The sequence below is a fragment of the Pseudomonas rustica genome (assembly GCF_049959085.1).
GTDB classification, from domain to species: Bacteria; Pseudomonadota; Gammaproteobacteria; order Pseudomonadales; family Pseudomonadaceae; genus Aquipseudomonas; species Aquipseudomonas rustica.
The window spans coordinates 4,336,082-4,355,207 of record NZ_CP188200.1 but is presented as its reverse complement, the minus strand read 5'-3'; the positions used below and the strand labels follow the sequence as shown (position 1 = coordinate 4,355,207).

General features: G+C 58.9%; 32 protein-coding genes. 10 read left to right on the top strand and 22 right to left on the bottom strand.

Annotated features, from left to right (window positions below):
- Window positions 1–216 precede the first annotated feature (216 nt).
- A complete protein-coding gene (tcdA, locus tag ACP3TY_RS19945) occupies window positions 217–1,035 on the top strand; it encodes a tRNA cyclic N6-threonylcarbamoyladenosine(37) synthase TcdA (RefSeq protein ID WP_426618322.1) in 819 nt (272 codons plus the stop codon).
- A gap of 120 nt (window positions 1,036–1,155) precedes the next feature.
- Here the strand turns inward: tcdA and ACP3TY_RS19940 are convergent, their stop codons facing one another.
- The 11 genes from ACP3TY_RS19940 to ACP3TY_RS19890 form a co-directional block, all read right to left on the bottom strand.
- Complete coding sequence (locus ACP3TY_RS19940) at window positions 1,156–1,560, bottom strand: SufE family protein (RefSeq protein WP_426618321.1); 405 nt, start codon at window positions 1,558–1,560, stop codon at window positions 1,156–1,158.
- Window positions 1,557–2,762, bottom strand: a complete 1,206-nt coding sequence (locus ACP3TY_RS19935; protein WP_426618320.1) for an aminotransferase class V-fold PLP-dependent enzyme — start codon at window positions 2,760–2,762, stop codon at window positions 1,557–1,559. Before ACP3TY_RS19935 ends, ACP3TY_RS19940 begins: the two co-directional genes overlap by 4 nt.
- Before the next feature lie 133 nt (window positions 2,763–2,895).
- Window positions 2,896–3,930 carry a 2,3,4,5-tetrahydropyridine-2,6-dicarboxylate N-succinyltransferase gene (dapD, locus tag ACP3TY_RS19930; RefSeq protein ID WP_426618319.1) on the bottom strand — a complete coding sequence of 345 codons (1,035 nt, stop codon included), beginning with the start codon at window positions 3,928–3,930 and terminating at the stop codon, window positions 2,896–2,898.
- A 33-nt stretch (window positions 3,931–3,963) separates the two neighbouring features.
- The gene (locus ACP3TY_RS19925; protein ID WP_426618318.1) at window positions 3,964–4,326 is read right to left on the bottom strand and encodes an ArsC family reductase; all 363 of its coding nucleotides are present in this window, start codon (window positions 4,324–4,326) and stop codon (window positions 3,964–3,966) included.
- Between the two features lie 50 nt (window positions 4,327–4,376).
- Window positions 4,377–5,480 (bottom strand): phage integrase Arm DNA-binding domain-containing protein, encoded by a 1,104-nt coding sequence (locus ACP3TY_RS19920; protein ID WP_426618317.1) that lies wholly within the window; start codon window positions 5,478–5,480, stop codon window positions 4,377–4,379.
- Window positions 5,461–5,703 (bottom strand): excisionase, encoded by a 243-nt coding sequence (locus ACP3TY_RS19915; protein WP_121183916.1) that lies wholly within the window; start codon window positions 5,701–5,703, stop codon window positions 5,461–5,463. Before ACP3TY_RS19915 ends, ACP3TY_RS19920 begins: the two co-directional genes overlap by 20 nt.
- Window positions 5,704–5,739: 36 nt before the next feature.
- Window positions 5,740–6,123, bottom strand: a complete 384-nt coding sequence (locus ACP3TY_RS19910) for a hypothetical protein (protein WP_426618316.1) — start codon at window positions 6,121–6,123, stop codon at window positions 5,740–5,742.
- A gap of 52 nt (window positions 6,124–6,175) precedes the next feature.
- Window positions 6,176–6,517, bottom strand: a complete 342-nt coding sequence (locus tag ACP3TY_RS19905; RefSeq protein WP_426618315.1) for a hypothetical protein — start codon at window positions 6,515–6,517, stop codon at window positions 6,176–6,178.
- On the bottom strand, window positions 6,514–6,849 hold the full coding sequence (locus ACP3TY_RS19900; protein WP_426618314.1) for a hypothetical protein: 336 nt from the start codon (window positions 6,847–6,849) through the stop codon (window positions 6,514–6,516). Before ACP3TY_RS19900 ends, ACP3TY_RS19905 begins: the two co-directional genes overlap by 4 nt.
- A 49-nt stretch (window positions 6,850–6,898) precedes the next feature.
- Entirely contained in the window at window positions 6,899–7,468 is a 570-nt protein-coding gene (locus ACP3TY_RS19895; RefSeq protein ID WP_426618313.1) for a hypothetical protein, read from the bottom strand.
- Entirely contained in the window at window positions 7,465–7,863 is a 399-nt protein-coding gene (locus ACP3TY_RS19890; RefSeq protein WP_426618312.1) for an HNH endonuclease, read from the bottom strand. The genes ACP3TY_RS19895 and ACP3TY_RS19890 overlap by 4 nt, the downstream gene beginning before the upstream one ends.
- A gap of 103 nt (window positions 7,864–7,966) precedes the next feature.
- Between ACP3TY_RS19890 and ACP3TY_RS19885 the strand changes: the two genes are divergently transcribed.
- Window positions 7,967–8,320, top strand: coding sequence for a hypothetical protein (locus ACP3TY_RS19885; protein ID WP_426618311.1), 354 nt, complete (start codon window positions 7,967–7,969; stop codon window positions 8,318–8,320).
- Window positions 8,321–8,380: 60 nt separating this feature from the next.
- Here ACP3TY_RS19885 and ACP3TY_RS19880 read toward each other — a convergent pair whose 3' ends face one another.
- From ACP3TY_RS19880 to ACP3TY_RS19835, 10 genes are all read right to left on the bottom strand, one after another.
- A complete protein-coding gene (locus tag ACP3TY_RS19880; protein WP_426618310.1) occupies window positions 8,381–8,677 on the bottom strand; it encodes a hypothetical protein in 297 nt (98 codons plus the stop codon).
- A complete protein-coding gene (locus ACP3TY_RS19875; RefSeq protein WP_426618309.1) occupies window positions 8,674–9,003 on the bottom strand; it encodes a hypothetical protein in 330 nt (109 codons plus the stop codon). Before ACP3TY_RS19875 ends, ACP3TY_RS19880 begins: the two co-directional genes overlap by 4 nt.
- Window positions 9,004–9,056: 53 nt before the next feature.
- Entirely contained in the window at window positions 9,057–9,614 is a 558-nt protein-coding gene (locus tag ACP3TY_RS19870) for a hypothetical protein (protein ID WP_426618308.1), read from the bottom strand.
- Window positions 9,615–9,656: 42 nt separating this feature from the next.
- The gene (locus ACP3TY_RS19865; RefSeq protein WP_426618307.1) at window positions 9,657–11,462 is read right to left on the bottom strand and encodes a DNA cytosine methyltransferase; all 1,806 of its coding nucleotides are present in this window, start codon (window positions 11,460–11,462) and stop codon (window positions 9,657–9,659) included.
- A 68-nt stretch (window positions 11,463–11,530) separates the two neighbouring features.
- Entirely contained in the window at window positions 11,531–12,346 is an 816-nt protein-coding gene (locus ACP3TY_RS19860; RefSeq protein WP_426618306.1) for a DUF2303 family protein, read from the bottom strand.
- Between the two features lie 27 nt (window positions 12,347–12,373).
- Window positions 12,374–12,721 carry a hypothetical protein gene (locus ACP3TY_RS19855; RefSeq protein WP_033901780.1) on the bottom strand — a complete coding sequence of 116 codons (348 nt, stop codon included), beginning with the start codon at window positions 12,719–12,721 and terminating at the stop codon, window positions 12,374–12,376.
- Window positions 12,722–12,812: 91 nt separating this feature from the next.
- Window positions 12,813–13,121: a hypothetical protein gene (locus ACP3TY_RS19850; RefSeq protein ID WP_426618305.1), complete on the bottom strand. Its 309-nt coding sequence runs from the start codon at window positions 13,119–13,121 to the stop codon at window positions 12,813–12,815.
- Window positions 13,118–13,387, bottom strand: a complete 270-nt coding sequence (locus ACP3TY_RS19845; RefSeq protein WP_426618304.1) for a hypothetical protein — start codon at window positions 13,385–13,387, stop codon at window positions 13,118–13,120. The genes ACP3TY_RS19850 and ACP3TY_RS19845 overlap by 4 nt, the downstream gene beginning before the upstream one ends.
- Before the next feature lie 177 nt (window positions 13,388–13,564).
- Window positions 13,565–13,708, bottom strand: coding sequence for a hypothetical protein (locus tag ACP3TY_RS19840; protein WP_426618303.1), 144 nt, complete (start codon window positions 13,706–13,708; stop codon window positions 13,565–13,567).
- A gap of 91 nt (window positions 13,709–13,799) precedes the next feature.
- Window positions 13,800–13,961 carry a hypothetical protein gene (locus tag ACP3TY_RS19835; protein ID WP_426618302.1) on the bottom strand — a complete coding sequence of 54 codons (162 nt, stop codon included), beginning with the start codon at window positions 13,959–13,961 and terminating at the stop codon, window positions 13,800–13,802.
- 468 nt (window positions 13,962–14,429) lie between these two features.
- On the opposite strand from ACP3TY_RS19835, the gene ACP3TY_RS19830 reads away from it, so the two are divergent.
- Window positions 14,430–14,747 carry a DUF1654 domain-containing protein gene (locus ACP3TY_RS19830; RefSeq protein WP_426618301.1) on the top strand — a complete coding sequence of 106 codons (318 nt, stop codon included), beginning with the start codon at window positions 14,430–14,432 and terminating at the stop codon, window positions 14,745–14,747.
- 36 nt (window positions 14,748–14,783) lie between these two features.
- Here the strand turns inward: ACP3TY_RS19830 and ACP3TY_RS19825 are convergent, their stop codons facing one another.
- A complete protein-coding gene (locus ACP3TY_RS19825; protein ID WP_426618300.1) occupies window positions 14,784–15,611 on the bottom strand; it encodes a S24 family peptidase in 828 nt (275 codons plus the stop codon).
- Between the two features lie 91 nt (window positions 15,612–15,702).
- On the opposite strand from ACP3TY_RS19825, the gene ACP3TY_RS19820 reads away from it, so the two are divergent.
- The 7 genes from ACP3TY_RS19820 (at window position 15,703) to ACP3TY_RS19790 (ending at window position 19,098) form a co-directional block, all read left to right on the top strand.
- A complete protein-coding gene (locus ACP3TY_RS19820; RefSeq protein ID WP_426618299.1) occupies window positions 15,703–15,909 on the top strand; it encodes a hypothetical protein in 207 nt (68 codons plus the stop codon).
- Between the two features lie 67 nt (window positions 15,910–15,976).
- Window positions 15,977–16,399 carry a phage regulatory CII family protein gene (locus ACP3TY_RS19815; protein ID WP_426618298.1) on the top strand — a complete coding sequence of 141 codons (423 nt, stop codon included), beginning with the start codon at window positions 15,977–15,979 and terminating at the stop codon, window positions 16,397–16,399.
- Between the two features lie 70 nt (window positions 16,400–16,469).
- Window positions 16,470–17,174 carry a phage regulatory protein/antirepressor Ant gene (locus tag ACP3TY_RS19810; protein WP_426618297.1) on the top strand — a complete coding sequence of 235 codons (705 nt, stop codon included), beginning with the start codon at window positions 16,470–16,472 and terminating at the stop codon, window positions 17,172–17,174.
- Window positions 17,174–17,923, top strand: coding sequence for a DnaT-like ssDNA-binding domain-containing protein (locus tag ACP3TY_RS19805; protein WP_426618296.1), 750 nt, complete (start codon window positions 17,174–17,176; stop codon window positions 17,921–17,923). Before ACP3TY_RS19810 ends, ACP3TY_RS19805 begins: the two co-directional genes overlap by 1 nt.
- Window positions 17,920–18,603 carry a replication protein P gene (locus ACP3TY_RS19800; protein WP_426618295.1) on the top strand — a complete coding sequence of 228 codons (684 nt, stop codon included), beginning with the start codon at window positions 17,920–17,922 and terminating at the stop codon, window positions 18,601–18,603. Before ACP3TY_RS19805 ends, ACP3TY_RS19800 begins: the two co-directional genes overlap by 4 nt.
- Complete coding sequence (locus ACP3TY_RS19795) at window positions 18,596–18,805, top strand: hypothetical protein (RefSeq protein WP_426618294.1); 210 nt, start codon at window positions 18,596–18,598, stop codon at window positions 18,803–18,805. The genes ACP3TY_RS19800 and ACP3TY_RS19795 overlap by 8 nt, the downstream gene beginning before the upstream one ends.
- Entirely contained in the window at window positions 18,796–19,098 is a 303-nt protein-coding gene (locus tag ACP3TY_RS19790) for a nuclease domain-containing protein (RefSeq protein WP_426618293.1), read from the top strand. Before ACP3TY_RS19795 ends, ACP3TY_RS19790 begins: the two co-directional genes overlap by 10 nt.
- The last annotated feature ends 28 nt before the right edge of the window (window positions 19,099–19,126 follow it).

The window sequence follows — 19,126 nt, the reverse complement described above, 5'->3', positions numbered from 1 at the left end:
GGTTCCAAAGGCTGTGGAACGAAGGAGTCGGTTGGCGTTGCGCCTTTCTTATTGCAAAAGGGCGCGCATCCTACACCGGCAGTCCGCCAGTCGTACATCTGACAGGGAAATGCCCGACATTGGGCAGCCGACTTTGACTTAAGTTCTTACACTTGTAGCTCGAAGCTTAAAACTTGTCGCTGTGTAGCCCTATAATGCGCGCCGGTTTTTGGGGTAATGGTCATGAGTACAGAAGATCCGCGGTTTGCAGGCATCGCCCGTTTGTATGGCATCGAAGGTCTGGCGCGTTTGCGCGCGGCCCACGTGGCGATCGTCGGCGTCGGTGGCGTCGGTTCCTGGGCGGCGGAAGCCATGGCCCGTTGTGGCGTCGGCGAGATTTCGCTGTTCGACTTAGATGACGTCTGCGTTAGCAACGCCAATCGCCAGTTGCACGCGCTGGACAGCACCGTCGGCAAGCCTAAGGTCGAGGTGATGGCCGAGCGTCTGCGCGGGATCAACCCGGATTGCACCGTGCACGCGGTGGCTGACTTCGTCACCCGCGAGACGATGGCTGAATACATCACGCCGGACATCGATTGCGTGATCGACTGCATCGACGCGGTCAACGCCAAAGCTGCGCTGATTGCCTGGTGCAAGCGTCGCAAGATTCAGATCATCACCACCGGCGGCGCGGGCGGGCAGATTGATCCGACGCTGATACAGGTGTGTGACCTCAACCGCACGTTCAATGACCCGTTGGCCTCGAAAGTGCGTTCGACGTTGCGTCGTGATTATGGCTTTTCGCGCACCGTGACCCGGCATTACAGCGTGCCGTGTGTGTTTTCTACCGAGCAACTGCGTTATCCGAAGCCGGATGGCAGCATTTGTTTGCAGAAGAGTTTTGTGGGAGACGGCGTGAAATTGGACTGCGCGGGTGGGTTTGGCGCGGTGATGATGGTCACGGCGACGTTCGGCATGGTCGCGGCGACCAAGGCTGTGGACAAGATTGTGGCGGGTGTTCGGCGCCCGGCGGAGCGGGTCAAACCTGACGCCTGACTGGGTGATCGTTCCCACGCTCCGCGTGGTAATGCCTCAACGGACGCTCCGCGTTCGGCTGCTGATGGGGACGCGGAGCGTCCCGGGCTGCATTCCCACGCAGAGCGTGGGAACGATCAGTTAGCGCGCCAACTCATTCATTCGCTGGAGCACTGCATTGAGGCCATTGCTGCGCGAGGGCGATAGCTGACGCGAAAGGCCGAGCTGATTGAACCAGTCCGGTAGATCAATTTGCTGCAACTCCGCCGCTGACAGTCCGTTCACTCGCAACAGCAACAACGCCACCAACCCACGAATCATCCGCGCATCGCTGCTCGCCGCGAACTCCCAATAACCATCACGCAATTCCCCAACCAGCCACACCTGACTCTCACAGCCATGCACCCGATTGACTTCGCACTTGTCCGCATCGCCAAGCGGTGGCAACCGATCACCAAACTGCATCAACAACCGCGCGCGCTGTTCCCAACCCGCCGCGTTTTGAAACGTTTTCAGCGCCTCGGCAGCCTCGACCGGCAAGCTCATCGCAACATCTCCAGCGCCTGATCCAGCGCTTCAAAGAACCGTTCCAGATCCTCCGAATCGTTGTACAACGCCAGCGACACCCGAATCGCCCCGGCCAGCTCGAAGCTTTTCAGCAGCGGCATCGCGCAATGATGTCCGGCGCGCACGGCAATACCTTGTTCTGTCAGCAAGTGCGCCAGATCAGCGTTATGCACACCTTCAACGACAAAACTCGCCAGCGCCAATTGCGGCTTGCCCAACAAACGAATGCCATTACGAGCAGCGAGGCCACGCAGCAGATAGTCATGCAGCGCCGCTTCGTGGGCCGACACTGCGTCCTGATCGAGCCCGGCCAGATAATCCAGCGTCCCACCTAGGCCGATCACGCTGGCAATCGGCGGTGTGCCCGCTTCAAAACCCAGCGGAGCAGGGCGGAAGCGCGCGTCGTGGTAGTTGGCTTCCAGCACCATTTCGCCGCCAAACTGCCAAGGCTTCAACTGCTCAAGCGCTGCATTGCGTCCGAACAGAACGCCCAAACCATCCGGCCCATACAGCTTGTGGCTGGAAAACACGTAGAAGTCGCAACCCAGCGCCTGCACGTCATGCCGGCCATGCACTACGCCTTGCGCGCCATCGACCACGGTCAACGCGTTCTGCGCCTTGGCCATGCCCAGCAGCGCCGGCAATGGCTGCCAGGCACCGAGCACGTTGGACAACTGACTGACCGCCAGCAATCGCGTGCGCGGGCCAATCAAATGCACAGCCGCAGCGAGGTCGATCAAGCCGTCGGCATCCAGCGGCAAAATCACCAGTTTCAGATTGCGCCGTTGCGCCAGTTGCTGCCACGGCAGCAGGTTGGCGTGATGCTCCAGGGCGCTGATGACAATTTCATCGCCCGGGTGGAAAAGATGTTCCAGGCCGTAAGCCAGGAGATTCAGCGCGCTGGTGGCGCCGTGGGTAAAGATGATCTGCCCGCTGTCTCCGGCATTCAGCCATTGCGCAACCTTGAGCCGACTGTCCTCGAACGCCTGCGTGGCATGGGCGCCGGGCAGGTGTTGCGCGCGATGCACATTGGCCGCGCCATTGGCGTAGTAATGCGTCAGCGCGTCGAGCAGGGCCTGGGGTTTTTGCGTGGTGGCGGCGTTGTCCAGATAGGTCTGGTCTTGCCGTTGCAGCGCGGCGATGGCCGGGAAATCGGCACGCCAGGGGGAGGGAATCATCATCTGTTCAGCCCTGTGAACTTGGGCGGATGTACACCGCCCCCTGTAGGAGCCGAGCTTGCTCGCGAAGCTTTTGGCGGCCTCAAGGACGCCTTCGCGAGCAAGCTTTGCTCCTACAGAAGTCGGATGAGGCTGCTTAGTTGTGAGCGTGCAGCGCTTCGTTCAGTTCGATCGCCGATTTGTGGGTTTTGCATTCCACAGCACCGGTTTCCGAATTGCGACGGAACAGCAGGTCAGCCTGACCGGCCAGCTCACGCGCCTTCACAACCTTAACCAGGTTGTTGTTTTCGTCGAGCAGCGCAACCTTGGTGCCAGCAGTTACGTACAGGCCCGACTCAACCGTGTTGCGGTCGCCCAACGGAATACCGATACCGGCGTTGGCGCCGATCAGGCAGCCTTCGCCGATCTTGATGACGATGTTGCCGCCGCCCGACAGGGTGCCCATGGTCGAGCAACCGCCGCCCAGGTCGGAACCCTTGCCGACGAACACGCCAGCCGAGACACGGCCTTCGATCATGCCCGGGCCTTCGGTGCCGGCGTTGAAGTTGATGAAACCTTCGTGCATCACGGTGGTGCCTTCGCCGACGTAAGCGCCCAGACGCAGACGTGCCGCGTCAGCGATACGCACGCCGGCCGGAACCACGTAGTCGGTCATTTTCGGGAACTTGTCCACCGAGAACACTTCCAGCAGCTCGCCACGCAGACGGGCTTCCAGTTGCATTTCGGTCAGTTCGCTCAGGTCGATCGCGCCCTGGCTGGTCCAGGCCACGTTCGGCAGCAGCGGGAAGATGCCGGCCAGGCTCACGCCGTGCGGCTTGACCAGACGGTGCGACAGCAGGTGCAGCTTCAGATAAGCCTCAGGCGTCGAGGTCAGCTGTGCATCTTCGGCCAGCAGAGTGGCGACCAGCGGCTTGTGGCTTTCGGCCAGACGGGTCAGCAGCTTGCCTTGCACGGCGTCGATGCCTTTCACGGCTTCAGCCAGTTGCGCCGCCTGAGCGGTGGTGAAGGTGATGGCCTGGTTGCCTTCGGTGTAACCGAGGATTGGCGCCACGGCAGCGACCAGTTCGGCCGAAGGATTGAGCAATGGCTGGGCGTAGAACACTTCCAGCCACGCGCCTTGACGGTTCTGAGTGCCGACACCAAAGGCGATGCTGAACAGGGAATTGGACATGTAAATACACCTCTACAAAGAGTGACGGGCTGCTTACTTCAGAGCGGCCGCGTAGATATCTGGCTTGAAGCCAATCAGGGTTCGGTCACCGAGATCGAGCACCGGGCGCTTGATCATCGAGGGTTGAGCGAGCATCAGTTCGATGGCTTTCGATTGGTCGAGATCGGCTTTGCGTTCGTCGTCGAGTTTGCGAAAGGTCGTGCCTGCGCGGTTCAACACCGTTTGCCAGCCATGCTCGTCACACCATTGGGTCAGGTGCTCACGGTCGATGCCGGCGCTTTTGTAATCGTGAAAGTCGTAGCTGACAGCGTGCTCATCAAGCCAGGTGCGCGCCTTTTTCATGGTGTCGCAGGCTTTGATGCCGTAAAGCTGTAAGTGCTTGATTTCGTTGGGCATAAAATTCTCCCCAAAACTTCCCCAATATCGCCCAAAAACTCAGCCGGGGATTATGCCACGTCGATCCACTCAGCGCCTCGACTGTCGCGATACACGTCAGTCATGGCGGCCGAACGGTGACCGAGTAGTTTCTGGGCATCGCGGCCTTCGAGTTCGTGAAGCCGTGCCGCAAGCGATCGCTGTTCATGAAAGGACGGCGGCTGGCGCCCGAAAGTTATCCCCAGCTTGGCGCCTGCCTTGTCCCGCGCTTCCGCAAAAGCAGAACTCAGAGTGTCAAGCACCACCGGCTGACCAGCCTTGGCCCTACCCGGCGCCTGCGCATGATGCACCAGGTGTTGTGACAGAACGCTGTCGCGGCATTGCTTGACCACTTGCGCCAGATCAAGCCCGACTGACTCAAGTCGAATGCCAGTACTGATCCGTAGGCGTGCGCCGGTTTTGGACTGCACGACGTGAAGGAAGCCGTCGTGCACATCCTTGAACAACATGGAGGCGATATCGTCACGGCGTTGCCCGGTGAGCACTGCCAGTTCCATTGCACGACGCAACCACGGCTTCGTGGCTTCTGCATAAATCTCCTTCCACAGCTCCAGCGTCAGCCGCTCGCGCTTGATGCTCACCCGCGCCGCCTTGGTCACCTCGACCGGGTTGGTGTCTGCCCACCCTCGCGCCTGTGCCTCAGCGAACACGTCTCGCAACAGCGAGCGCATCGCCCTCGCCATCTGCGCCTTTCCTTCTTTGGCCATGCCAGTCAGGTAATCGGCCACATCCATCGTTGTGATGTCCTTGATCCCCTTCGAACCGAACACCGCTTCCAGTCGGTTTATCCGCATGCCCACGTTTTTGTTGCTGCTAGCCGACAGCTTGCGCTCGGCGAACAGCTCGCGGTATTCCACCAGCCATTCCGAAAAGGGCTTGCCCGGCGCGACCACTGGGATGGCTATACGATCAACCAGTGCCGGCCTTACGTGGTCGGCATGGTTCGCGGCGACAGCCTCACGAATGGCTGCCTCCTTATCTTTTCCTAAGCCAAACACGCGACCACTGACCGGATCGCGATAGGTGTAGTACGTGACGCCGTTGCGGGCGTCGGTCTTGCGGTAGAGATTCGGGGGAAGATCCTTTGACCCTGTGTTACGCGGCCTGGGCGCCATTGCGTGCTCTCTCTATTCTGCTGATCAGGCTGCCGCCGACAATGCGGATCGGCTGCAGGTCAGGTTCCTGATAGTGGGCGTTCGATTCTACATAGTAGCTGCGCCCGTGCTTTACCGGCGCTGGCGCGATCCGGCCTTCGCGCGCCCATTTGCGCAGCGTGTTGGGGCTAGGCGGCGTCTTGAACTCGGCCGCCGCCCATTCGTCCAGGGTGACTTTGCTCATGAGATGCTCCATGCCGCGCGTGGCGGCAGAAGGTGGTTATTCGGTTTTAGTGGGAAACCACTCGGTGTCGTACTCATGCTGAGTAACAAGCTCAGGGGTCAGGCTGGGCAACTGCCGCTCGAAGGTCAGGTATCCAGACGGCTTTTCCAACCAGCCCGGGGCTTCCTCCATGAACTTGGCTTTGTATATTCGAAGCAAGTGATCAGCGGCCTGCTCGAAATGCTCCTCACGGTAATTCCCTTCGCAGATGCTTCCGTTGCTGACTCGCCAGACGGTGCGCTTGGGCTGCGCTTCGGCAGCACTGATTTTTTCGGCCATCTGGTCGCGGGCGTAACGCATTTGATCGAGCGTCAGCGTGGCTACCCAAGCGTCGGTGCCGATTCTTTGAACGTGACCGAACTCGCACTTTATTTCAGGCATGCAGAGAACCTCGCCCGCCGTACACCGGCAGGCTGTTGAGTAGGGGGAGGGATTAGAGTTGTGGCGCGAGCAGGTCGGCGACCACTTCGCCGGTATCGTGGAAATACCAGTCGCTGTCGGTCAGGTTGTTGATCATGAAAGCGGCGAAACGGTCAGCCGACATGCTCCTCATGATCCGTTCAAACTTAGGCGTCGGCCCCTTCCAGGTTGGCTCAGCGCCGACGAGGCGGGCGGCCGCCAGGTTATGGTGACCATCCAGCAGAACGCGGTAGTGCTTGCCGCGAATCGCCATGTCCACCGTCCTGACTACGAAGACCTTGAATTTGGCCGCCTTTCTGTTGATGACATCGGGATTCAGATATCGCTGGCTACTGATCAGCGGGGGCAAGCTCATGGCTTCCAGCGCCTGCCAACGCGATAAACCGTCATCAGGTTGTGATGGAGCGGCACCTTGAGCACATGGTCGAAAAACTCACCCTTGCCCGAGATGAAGCCAGTTGGCACCTTGGTTCCTCCGGTGCCGAATTCTCGCCAGCACTCTTCGCCGCCGTTCTTGTCCCAGTATGCGCGCTCGCGTTTTGGAATCTCATCGTAGGTTTTTTCGAACAGGGAGGTATCCGGGATATCACAGATCCGGCGCCATGCTGGATTGCGCTTGCACCAGTCGGCGGCATGCTGGGCAGCCTGGTCGACGGAGTAAAATTCTTTGGTGCTTTGTGCGTTCATCGCCACGGCCCCTTGTAGATGAGGTAGGCCATGTAGAGCGGGGCGAGGATCATGCCGCCACCTTCTGGCCGAGCAACACATCCGCCACAATTTCCCAGAGCTGTGCTGGTGACCATTGAAATCGGTCGAAGTCCGTGTCTGGCTGAATGCCGACTCGGCAAGTGGAATGAGCGCCCGCCGGGTACTCGCCTCGCTTGGCCATGATCGTCGCTACGCGGCCGTCACCGCCGGGTGTGGTGCGGTGGTACGCATATGCCTGGGTGTTGTAGTCGTTGCCGGCTGGTATTCCGAGCGTCCCGACATGCACTAGATCTGCGCGACCGTCTGGTGTCCATGGTCTGCCGCCGCCAGGTGTCCGTGCTCCCTCATGCAGGTAGAGCATGAATTCGCCGGCATCGTGGCAAACGAGTTCGAACTCATGGTTGAACTGGGTACCGACGATCACCCGCGAAGTGAAGTTGAAGCGGTGATCGTGAATCGACGAGTGCTCGAAGCAGGCCCGGCGCGGCAGGTCTGGGTGCCAAACGTGCAGGCGCTGATTGCCCTGCAGTTGAACCTGCACGAACCCAAGACCATGCAGGGTGATTTTGTCGGTCATTACGTCGTCGATGATGCTCATGAATTCACCTTTTCGAAGTGGAACACCACCGGCGCGCCTGTCTCGGCGATCAGGCCATATGCCTTGGCTAGGCGGTAGATTGGGGTGTAGTTGTTTAGCGACTCGACGTGTCTTGAGATCCAACTGCGCCAGCCTTCCAGGGTCTGGCCACCCTTGCTGATGTTGCAGGGCGCGCAGGCGGGCATCATGTTTTCCAGCACGTCGTGCTCGGGGCGCAGCGGCTTGCCCGACACCAACTTCCAGGTACCGGCGGCGGTCTGCTTGGATAGCAGCTCACGTACCACTGGGGCAAGGTGGTCGGCGTGCCACCGGTCACCCAGCACCACACCGCAGTAGGCGCAGTGCCCGCCGTACTTCAGGCGCACTTGCTCGCGCTCAGCTTTCTTCAGGCGCATAGGTATCCTTGCCGCTATAGCGGCTGACTTTGAAGGGGGAGGGGGGTATAAATTGATTCGCGAGCTTGATCGCGGATTGCTATTACAAAAAGGAATGGCTCAAATGATTACGATTAAAGGGAACACAGCAATTAATTGTGGAACGCTTCTAAAGATGGATGCGCCGCATACCGCCAACGTATTGATCGAAGACAATCAAGGTTTCAACATCACGGGCGAACTGATTAACCTGACCGTGTTCGTCGATCCAGAAAAGCTGAACGCTTTTTTGGCCGAGGTGAAACCTCACATGAAGGAGATGAAAGGTGAGCAGCTTGAGGCCTTTCAGTCCATCGTAGAAACCCTCTCTAATCCAGCCGTTCCAGATAAGTCTGGCGCACTGGCGCAACTCGCTGAGTTTGGCAAATCAATAGCCAGTGGTGTCCTCGCCACGGTGATAGCAAGCTTCCTTGGTTGACCATTAGGGGAGCGGCGTTGCAAGTTTCCCGGAAGGAGTACGGATGTACTCTTTTCTGTGTCAGACGCCCGGACGGCCTTTGAAGGCGAGCCAAATGTAGTGACGACCCTTGGCGGTGACTTTGATTTTTCCGATCTGCCGGTTCCAGCTGATCAGTCGTAGCTCTTCGAGGATTGAAGTCAGCGTGTGGCCCTGATGCCAACCGGCCAGCGCCTTGATGCAACCTTGGGCCAGCAGCCCGCGAAAGTCGTCGTGGCCAAAGTTCGTGCCTTGGAATGCGCTCTGCACCTGCTCATCAGTCACCAAGTCGGTGATGGTTCTCACGTTCGGGTCGAGCCTGTAGCTTTTGTGGGTCATGGCAGTTCGTCCCCGACGATCATCTTGCACGGGCCGAGTCGCACCTTTGCGAGCTCTGCCACCAGTTCATCAATCCGCTGATCCGCTGCGTTCAGGCGTTGCTGCAGGGCGTCACGTTCGGCGGTGACCCGTTCGAACTCGACGGCCATCACCACATCAGGTTGTGGTTGCTGGCAAGTGTCCGGCTGATCTTTGCCGCTGAATGCCCACGCTGTGGGGCCTTGGCACATCTCCAGCGTCAGGTTGCTGGTGATCTCATCAATCACCTCGCGGTCAAGCTTCTTGCTGTAGTGGTTGACCAGCTCGTTGGCGATAGTGAAAACCATGGTTCCGAGTCGGGTGGACTTTTGGTCTTGATTGCTCACTTCGAATGTCTCTTTCAATTGTCGGTACCGGTGTAGGTGCGCCAAGGCACCTTCACGCCGTTTACGAGGAATCCCCAAGTTCCTTTGTAGGGGCTGGTGATGAACAGGGTGAATGCGCCGCCTTCGGCAACGCTATCGATCCGGTGGTATTCGCCGTAGCTGAGCTGCGCTGTCTCGCCTGGGCGCCGGTCGATGTACTCGGTGGCTTGGGCGTTGGCCGGTACGTTAAGCCCTGCCAAGGCCGGGTCATCATGGTCGAGCAGCCGCTGCTCCGTGTAGCCGCCGCGCAGGATGATCGTGCGCGCATTCCATGGGTGGTCATGAAGGTCGCGGTCGTTGTCCTCGCGCTTGATGTGGTGGATGCGTATCGACCACGGAATCAGGCTGATGCGGCGCTCACCGGTTACTGGGTCGTACGGGTTGAACAGCCACCAACGGCCCATGTACATCTCGGTACCGTCGGCGGACATGATGTGCAGGTACGGGGTGAGCTTGGCGCGGGCGATAAGCCATTTGGCGATGGCCGGCCGCGCGATTACCTTGGCGATGATTCGCCAGAAGATGTTCAGCATGGATGACGTCCTGTGCCGGGGCGTGCCCGGGCGGTGAAGGGTTTATGCGGCGAGCCGCTGATAAAGATCAATAATGTCTGCGGCGTTGGCGGCGACCAATGCCTCGGCTTCGTCTGGGCAGACGCTGTTGCCGATCAGCCGCACCTGATCGACCTTCTTGATGTCGCGCCATTCCTCGGCGCCGGTGACCGGGTCGACGAAAAGACCGCGATCGATGATGTAATCCTTGTCGAAGCCTTGAGCGGCCTTTAGCTCTGGCGGTTGCAGCATGCGCAATGTGATATCGATCAGCACATAGCCGCCGACCATCACCAACTCAGCCGGTTCTTTGAAGTGCTCCGGCAGGTATTTGTGCATGAAGGCGGCGCAGCGCCGGGCGCCTTCCATATGCTCAGGAGTCAGCGTGTCGGGCACCTGCACCGTCTCGACGACCGCCACGCGATCTTTCGTCGGCAGCGTGTGCATCGGCTCGTTTAGCGAGATGCCGTCCTTCTCGTTGCCGTAGTACTTCACCAGGTAGGCGCTCACCAACCGCTGATTTGCTCCGGACTGGCAGATGGTAGATATCGGATCGTAGGCCGATCGCCCGTCGCCTTTGTAGAATCCGCCGTTCGCCTGCTCGAAGAACGCCGTAACGATGCCGTGTCGCGCGGCGCCGGCCAGAACCGTCTGCGCTGGGTCGTCAGGTGAGCCGCCCACTGCGTTTTGCCCGAACGCGGTCATGTGTGCTGCTGCCATTGCGAAGTGGCCGCCTTTGACTTGGGCGACCTGCGTGCGCAGCGGCTCCTGCACGTCGAAGTTGCGCTGTGCTGATCCGTTGGCGCACTCGGTGAGGAAGGGCGCTGCAACCGGCTGCACCAGTGCGTGATGGGTGCCGCCCGCGCTGATTGTGGAAAGCGCTTCGTCGGTACCGTGCGTGCTGGTGTGCGCCGATGAGGTGCCGCGCATTGGAACGATGAAAGGCTTCGAACTGGTCAGGACATGACGCCAGCAGCCCTTGGCCACGCGGCGCATGGTGTTCTCAGCCATCGGTTTGTCGCGGAAGATCGTGCGACCGAGGTTGCTCCAGTCGATGCACCCTGCCGCCGAGCGCCACGGCAATTGTTTCGCCGCTGGCCGCTTGTGACGTTTCGGCGCGGGCCAGACGATCGGCTTCCCATCGCTGCGCGCCACCAGGTACAGGCGTTTGCGGATGGTAGGAGTGCCGGCGTTCGCCGCGATGCGCTCCCGCCACTCAGCGTTGTAGCCCAGCCCCCGCACCAGAGCCTCCATCGGCACGAACTCTCCGATTGCCTCGTTGATCTCCGGCATGTCCGGATGATCAGCGGGCAGGCCGGTGCTGATCGCAGCAATGAACGCTTTGAAGGTGCGGCCGCGTTCAGACTTAATCGGTTGGCCGTCCTCGTCTATTGGGCCCCAGTCACAGAATTCTTCAACATTTTCGAGGAAGAGAAGTCGCGACTTAGTCACGAACAACCAGCGGATCACTACCCATGCAAGTCCGCGCACGCCGCGATCGCGTGGCGCGCCACCTTTGGCCTTGCTGTGGTGACGGCAATCCGGCGAGGCCCAAATGATCGCCACCGGCTGGCCGCCGGTGGCTTCGCGAGGGTCGACCTCGAACACGTCGGCGACGTAATGCGCCGTCGTGGGGTGGTTGGCGCGATGCACGGCCAGGGCGATTGGATTGTGGTTCACCGCCACGTCCGGCTCCCGATATGCCCGAGCGATGCCGGTGCTGGCGCCGCCACCGCCGGCGAACAGGTCGACCACCAGTTCCTTTTCGAACGGCAGGCCCATGCTCGGCTGGCCATGGATGAACTGAGGCAATTTCTGTTGTGCGGACATAGGGGATCCTCGCCGGCTGGCGTGATTCGTAGAAGTTGGGATGCGGCCGGTTTCCCGGCCTGAAGCTATTACTTCGGATCGAACGAGCCGAGAGAGAGCGAAGCGTTAGTGCCGATTTTCTCCTGAAGCACCGTCTTGAATTCCTGCGCGATGTCTTCGCGCTGAACTTCTTCACCGACCCAGCGCAGCTTCAGAGCCGGGACTGCGCCGCTGGTGATTACCGAAATCCGCAGGTTGATCTGCTGTTCGGTAAGGCCCTCGAAGGGGATGGTGCTGAACAGCAGGGCGGCCGGAAGGGTTTCTTTGCTGCGGGCCTCGATCTGATCCATGGCGCTGCGGCTGGCGCTGGTGTCGCCGACGGTGTTTTCGGATTCGCTGGTGGCCTTGACCGTGATCGTGCGCACCGCGGCGATTGCGCGGGCTACCGGAATCGCGTTGCCTGCGTCATCCACCGGGGTCAGATACTGATGCCAGTCTTCGATCCAGTCGCTCAAATCCTTCTGCGTCATCGCTCGGCCGCCGATGGACTGTGCTGCCTTGTATCCGGCCGACGCCTTGAGCTTCAGCACCGCGCGGTCATCCGCGTGCCCTGGCAATGCATCAGTACCCAGGTTGAACAACAGCGTGCAGGTCATTTCGTCCTGGTCGATGAAGCCTTTTGCGCTGGCGATCGCGCGGTCAGCGACGTAGGCACTGAAGTCGGCAAGCGAGTGAGTGGAGTAGATGCCGCGGAAACGGCTGCGACCAGCCTGCCATTTCTCCAGAGTGACCACCTGACAGCCGTCTGGCAGCACAACAGTAGGGGTTTCGGTTGGCAGGGATTTACCGGCAGCTTGCAGGGCGGTGTCGGTGATGACTTGTATTGCGTCTTTAGTCAGTGACATGCGTCAGATCCTTGTGGGAGCGAGGTTTTAGGTGCGGGGTTTGATGGGGGCTTCTTCACGCGTGAAGAGCTGATCGTGCTTCTCAGCGAAGAGGGTGATCTTGCCGCCGGAGCCGACGTGCATCGGCGTGTCCAGGCTAGTGTTCTCGCTTCGGGTACCGCGCTTGGTCGGCACCTTGTAGTCGAGCTTGTGCTTAATTTTCACCTGACTCGACTCGCCGATCTGGCTGAAGTCCAAGGTGATCACGAGCTTGCCGGCCTTGCCGTGGTCAACCACGCCGGAAGCAACTTCGGAAAGGGCATGGCCAATCTGGCTGGCGAAGGCGCCGCCGTTCAGCTCTTCGAGGAATTCGGCGGTGTTGGTTGCGGTGGACATGGCTGTTTCTCCGGGATGGCCGAAAGGCCGCTGGGTGGGAGGTTGAATTGCGACTGGCGTAGGCGCTGCTGCACCTGTCTGCTGATGCGTCTCATGAGTCGACGAATTTGAACTTGTTCTCGGTGGCGATCAGTTGCACGCGCTTGACGTGCATGTGCAGCGTTTTGGCGGTCTCGCTGATCGTTCTGCCAGCCTCGGCCAGCTCCCGCACCTTTGGAGCGATCTTGTTGCGCTCGACGCGGAGGCGGTCGTGGTGCGGCGTGGATGCCAGCTTCGGATCACCGCTGACGCCGCTGGGGATTTGCTGGGCCTTGCCGCCGGCGCCGAAGAACTGATCCATTTGCTTGTTCAAATCGGAGATGATCGAGTCGCGCGGGTGGGGCATTGGTACGCCGATCACTGAACACCTCCCACCGGACGGTTGGCCTTCTCTTCAAACTGCATGGCGATCTCCATCGCGGCCTTGTACGTCCAGCGAAACGCCTTGGTCTTGCCGCTGGAGAGGTCGACGACGTGATAGGCCTCGCCGACGACCTTCACTTGGAAGCGAACCTTCTTTGGCGGCATGACCTGGTCAACGCGATTGAAGAAATCGATTCGCGCTGCGTGTGTTTTCTGGAGCAGCACACCGAGTTCTTCGATGCGCTCTTGAAATGATGGATGCATGGCAGATGCCTCGGTGTGGGTTGCGTTTATTCGTCAGCACTCGGCGCCGCCTGCTGGTTGCCGTTCGGCGCAGGGGAGAGTCCTGACGGATAAAGGCAGGCAATAAAAAAGGCCCAACTGGACAGGAAGGCCTTTCTGTTTTTCGATGCAGTGAGTTGCGGTTTTTGGCGGGATCGTTCAGCGCCAGAACGCGAAGACCCCGGCGGTACATCGCCATCGCTCGCGGTGTGTGCGTTGCGGATCGGTTGGCAGCGCGATAAAGCAGGGCGGTTCTGGCCGCACATGATCCAGCGCTGCGCCGATCAGGATGATCAGAAGCATGTGACTCTCCGGTTGATTGCAGGTGTCCAGCGTCTGCTGGGTTGGCTTCCGCATCCCAATGCGCCCTGTCGCCAAGGTGCAGCAGCGATGATCACTCGGCCAGTAGCACTTCGATTGCGGCACGGTAGTCAGACGCGAGTTGCTTGTTCAGTTTCGCCTCTGTCCACTTCCCTTCATCCTGCTGGATCGCCGCATTTTCTTCGCACTGTTGTGCGTGCTGGGTAAGTTTTGCGATTGCTGTTGCGTGCTTCATGGTTGATTACCTGTCGGTTGTCATCCCAAGCAGCCCTCGCGAGAAGGCTGCTCAGTGATGCTTCCCGTCCTATTGCCGCCGGAAGGGGCGGGGCGCACTGCATGCCGGGTCACTCACACGGTTAAAGCGTTTCACCATCGAGCAGCCGTCCAGGTTGTTCCTGTCGTTGGCAGGCTTTCGGGCCTGTCTGCTCGCCGGTCGCCGGTAGAGGCAATGCGGTCTGTTGGTTTGTTTGTTGCGCTGACTGTTAAAGAGCGGCGGGGCGCTGCCCCTTCGCCATGTAGTGGTTGGCGATGGATTTAATTTAGAAAACTTAACGAAGATCGTCAACAGTTATTTTAGATATCTTAACTTCTAAGGCGTTCGAGTACGCTTTAAAGCGGTGCGCGTCAAGACTTACGCGAGGTGAAATGTTCGGATAGTCTGCTCATAAACCTGTATGGATATACAGCAATCAAGGAGCATCTAATGGCGAGCGCACAGAAGAAACCTCAGGAACAAAAGCCGATGTCCGGAGTAGAGCGCCTGACACTCAGGGTTTCCAATATGATCAACCATCCGATCGCTCAGGATCGGAAGTGGGCAACCATCCACAGGCTTGATAGCGACGGCGATCGCGAGTGGGATGAAGTTATGACCGTGCTTGCCGCCATTGATGGAATCGATATGACGTTCAACGACGAGGATGACTCGGTGACTTTGAGCTGGGAGTCTGCGGCTGAAGAAGATCCTCGAGCCGAGGGGCACGAGGAATTCGATGCAGTAGAAGAGGCGGCGGCTTTCTGACGTGAAAAAAGCCCGCCATTGCGGCGGGCTTTTTGATTACGCTTTCCTGGCGTTCCAGATCAACAGAACCTTGGCGTGAATCGTCACGTCATCGATCCGAGCCGTCTGGCTCTCGTAGTGTTTGTTGTCTGAAATCAACCTGTAGTGTTCTTCGTCCTTGCGCATCACGCGCTTGATATACAGCTCGCCATGCCAGGTGAGTACGTAAATCCCTTCACCGATGAAGTCCCGAACACCCTTATCGACGATGACCAAATCCTTATCGTTGATGGTGCCTTCCATGCTCTGGCCCCAGCCGTTGATCATGCCAAGCGAGGTTGCGGATGTGTACGTGATCCCTTTTTCCCGCAGTATCTCCTCACGCACCACCAGATTTCGAACTACCTCCGTGTAGTCGGGAGGTACTTGTCCGTGCCCCATGGCGGCCCGGATATCGTATTGAGGGATGACGATTTCTTCGTTGGTCGGGCGCAGATTAGCGAGATGGCCCGGCAAGTAACTCCCTCCTTGATCAATTGGATTGTCAGCCTCCGCCGCCGCCGCAAGCATCGTTTCCCGCGCCTTGTCCGAAAGGTTCTTCCCAGCCTTAGACGCAAGCATCTTGGCCATCATCTCCACAGTGGACATGCCAGCTCTGGTGTCGTCATGGGGCACGAGATCTGCCGCGCCGACCCCATCGGACAGCCAGTCAGGTGAGCACTGGAGTGCCTTGGCCAGCGCCAATAGGTTTTTGCCTTTCGCACCGTTCGTCCCGCTCACCCAGAAACTGACCGTCGCCTTAGATACGCCAGTCAGTCTGCTGATGTCGGTAGCGCTTAAGTTGAGCGCCTTCATACGTGAGGTGACGCGATCTTTAAATTCCATATTTAGGATTCTAAACATTTAGATGTTTAGATAACTTGCCTTGTAGTGTTAAGAACTCTAAACTCGCCACAGACAATGGAGACAAGGCCCCATGACTTACGACGAAGCCCTGAAACATTTCGGTACCGGCCGCGCGATCGGGGACGCCCTCGGCGTGAGCAGCAGTCGCGTGTCCCAGTGCCGTACGACTGGCGGGTTTTCCTACCCCATGCAGTGCGTGCTTGAAAAAGAATCTCGCGGAGCGCTGATCGCGAAGCGTGAAGACGATCCAGCCCAGACGATCAAACAATCCGCCTGAGCAGATGAGAAACATTTTGCAATGCCTGATGGCACGCAGCCACATAAACAAGATTGAGGTTTTACGGATGCAAGATTTTCTGAAGGCCTGCGACGACGTGGTTGACGACGCTAATACCAAGGAACTGGCCACGCTGATGAACATGCCGCCGGTGAGTCTGCTCCAGCGGGCGAACGCGAACTACGACGGCGCCTGGTTCAACGCGAAGCATTTGTACGCACTGCTTTTGCATACGCAAGACATGCGGCCGCTGACTGCACTGGCTGGAGAGTTCGGTTACTCGATCGTGAAGCAAGACCAGCCAGTTGCACTGGGAATCCATGAAGCGCTTGGCCGCGCCACTCTCGAGTTCGCAGAAGTAACCGTCGAAACCCACACCGCAATGGCTGACGGGCGAGTAGATCAGGTAGAGCGCGCTCGGATCCTGAAAGAGATCGCACACGCCGAAGAGGCGCTGGCGCAGCTGAGGGCGTCGGTCAAGGTCGCCTGAATCGTAGGCATAAAAAAACCGCCTTGCAGGGCGGCTTCTTCAACAACTTGTAAAACACAGTGGGGCCATTATGAACACGATCGTCGCTCCAAGCAACACGATCACCATGTCGAGTCGAGAGATTGCCGAGCTCACGGGCAAGCAACACAAGGACGTCATCCGTGATATCCGCGTGATGCGCAAAGCGTTAGTCGGTGATGGCGCAGATCTGCGCCATCTTCACGAGATCAAGGATGGTCGGGATTACACCTCCGAATTCCACCTCGATCGATTGCTTACTGAAACTCTGCTGACTGGCTATAGCATCCCGCTTCGCCATCGTGTCGTGACACGTTTAAGCGAACTCGAAAACGTGTCACGACACGTTGTTTCCATTCCGCAGTCCCTGCCTGAAGCCCTGCGCCTCGCTGCTGATCTGGCTGATAGAAACGGCGAACTGCAGCGTGTTATCACCGACCAAGCACCGAAAGTCGCGGCCATTAAACGGCTCGCTGCTGCAGGTGGCGCTATCTGCATCACAGACGCAGCTAAGCAGTTGGGCGTTGCACCATCTCGGCTCTTTAGTTGGCTTGAGCAGCATCGATGGATTTTCCGGCGACACGGCGGCAAGCGCTGGGTCGCATACCAGCCTCGAATCAGCTCAGGCCACATGACCCACAAAGTTACGGCATTGAGGCCAGACCCTGAGACCGGGATTGAGCGCGCGGCTTTCGACCCCATGATCACGCCGAAAGGCCTTACCCGTCTCGCAGAGCTCATGCAGGAGGCCGCGTAATGGCCGGCGATTGGATCAAATTCGAACTCACCACCCTGGACAAACCTGAGGTCTGCCAGATCGCAGACTTAGCTGACATCGACCCGGATGCGGTTGTCGGCAAATTGATGCGCGTTTGGGGCTGGTTCGACCAACAAACAGAAAATGGTAACGCTCCGAGCGTTAGCAAAAAGTTACTCGACCGATTGGTTGGCGTTACCGGTTTCTGTGAATACATGAAGTCTGTCGCATGGATGATTGAGGAGGGCGGGGTGATCAGTCTTCCTCACTTCGAGCGCCATAACGGCAAGACCGCTAAAAACAGGCTTCTCACTGCAAAGCGGGTGGCAAATCACAAAGCCAGTAACGGTAAAAGTAACGCTGCGAACGTTAGCGGCGCGTTACCTAAAGAAGAGAAAGAGAAGAATAAAGACCCTCTCTCTGCGCATGAGCCCGTTGACCCTCGCATGCCAAGCGAGATGACTCTCGACTGGCAGGCTGACGCCAAGTTGCTCAAGACCTATGCAACCCATTCTGGCGTGGCACTCACCATGTTCACCGATGACGTTCGCCGCGCGTTCACCGCGCACTACGAACCACGCGGGCAGGTGAACACTCAGGCCGAATGGGTGCAGATGCTGGTCAAGTGGGTGATGAACGACAGGGCTCGCTCAGCTGCAACGAACGTCGCTCAGTTCAAGCCAAAGAATGCGCCCGTTACTGATTTCGACGACGACGACACTGAATGGCAGAGCGGGGTGAAGCCATGAAGGCTGTTTCAGTGGTTGCCAACGGCTTGTGGGAAAAAGCTCAGTCAGGTGAATTCATCGCCGCCGTGGAGGCTGCACCGGCGGTCAGCGACGCCAGTAACACTTTGGTGTCGGCAATCAACAACCTGTTCGGGGAGCTTCGATCTATCCGTTCGGCTTGGCGCCAAGCTTGGCCCGACAAGGAGACTTATCAGGCGTCGAAGAGGCAGTGGTACCAGGCATTTCTCGAAGAAGGAATCAGCACTCAGGGGCAGATTGATTTCGGGATGGCACAGGTGCGCAAACAGTCCGGCGACTTTATCCCAAGCCCGGGACAGTTCATCGAATGGTGCAAACCAACCCCCGAAATGCTCGGCCTGCCACCACTCGTCAACGCACACCGGGAAGCCTGCCGAAATGCTCACCCAAGCATGGCAGGGCAGGGGCTGTGGTCACATGACGCGGTTTGGCATACCGCCAAGGAGTGCGGTTTCGAAAGCCTAAACAAGCTCGACTCATCGCTGAGTTTGAAGCTGTTTGAGCGCAACTACACCATCACGGTTCGGCGCTTACTCTCAGGTCTCCCGCTACAACCCATGCCCAAAGGGCTTCCCGCTCGAGTCGCTGCGAAGGTCACTCCAGAGGTTGGAAATGATGCACTGGCACAGTTGCGCGCCAAGCTTGGAGGTGCCCGTGGCTGATCGCCGTCTGGCTGTCCCAGAGATCGATACCTACCGTTTCGCGGTGTTCTGCTGCTCGTTCAAGGTCGACTTGAGCTCCCCTCCGGATCACGCACTGGCTTTGTTTGCGGATGAGGCCATGGCCAAGCGTTACGGCGCATGGATGTGGCCGGGTACCTATGAGGTCGTCGACGTCACGACGGGGAGACCGCCATGCGCGTGACTTCGAAGAAGCTTCGTGCCTCTGCCAACGGCCAGGAATGCACCGTCCGGATGCCGGGCATCTGCAACCACAACCCCGAAACCACCGTGCTCGCCCATCTGCCGTGTGGGCAGAAGGGCATGGGCATGAAGGGTTTCGACACCGTTGCGGTGTATGCCTGCGCAAACTGCCACGACGTGATCGATGGCCGCGCCGCCGGCGAGATTGATTGGCAGGACATGCCGCGCGCCATTGCCGAAACCCATGAAGCCCTCATCCGGGCTGGAATGCTCACCGTAAAGGGGGCCGCATGATAGACCCGATGACCTATCTCATCCTGTT